The 416-nt window shown below is 41.1% G+C and carries 1 pseudogene; it reads left to right on the forward strand.

Going from position 1 to position 416, the window contains the following annotated elements:
• Positions 1–416 (forward strand): annotated as a pseudogene (locus tag AAEY93_RS20365) (RNA-guided endonuclease InsQ/TnpB family protein); the annotation flags it as partial.

Below are 416 nucleotides of genomic sequence, written 5' to 3' on the forward strand. Positions count from 1 at the left end.
GCAAGGGATCTGGATACGGCTTTGAAAAACTCTTTTTCTAAGAGTCGGTTGCAAAAATTCCCGACGTTTAAAGTCAGTTTCAAACAGAAAAAACTGCACAATGACAGTTTTAGGTGTGTAAATAACTCGAACTGCATCCGCATCGAAAATGGCGCGATCAGCATTCCGAAAATTGGCAAAGTACCGATTGTTTTACACCGTAAATTAGTCAGTGAAATCAAGACTGTTACTATCCAACTATCACATGCTAAATGGAATGTATCGCTCACCCAAAAGGTTGAATGCAAGACCGCGAAGCGGGTCTTGCATTCAATTGTAGGCTACGACATCAACAGCCAACATACGGTTGTAGGTTCGAACGGTTGGTACGTTAAAAACCCAAAAGCTCTTAAACGTTCATCAACAAAGCTAAAGCA

Source organism: Shewanella sp. CAL98-MNA-CIBAN-0140 (assembly GCF_040309905.1).
Lineage (GTDB): Bacteria > Pseudomonadota > Gammaproteobacteria > Enterobacterales > Shewanellaceae > Shewanella > Shewanella psychromarinicola.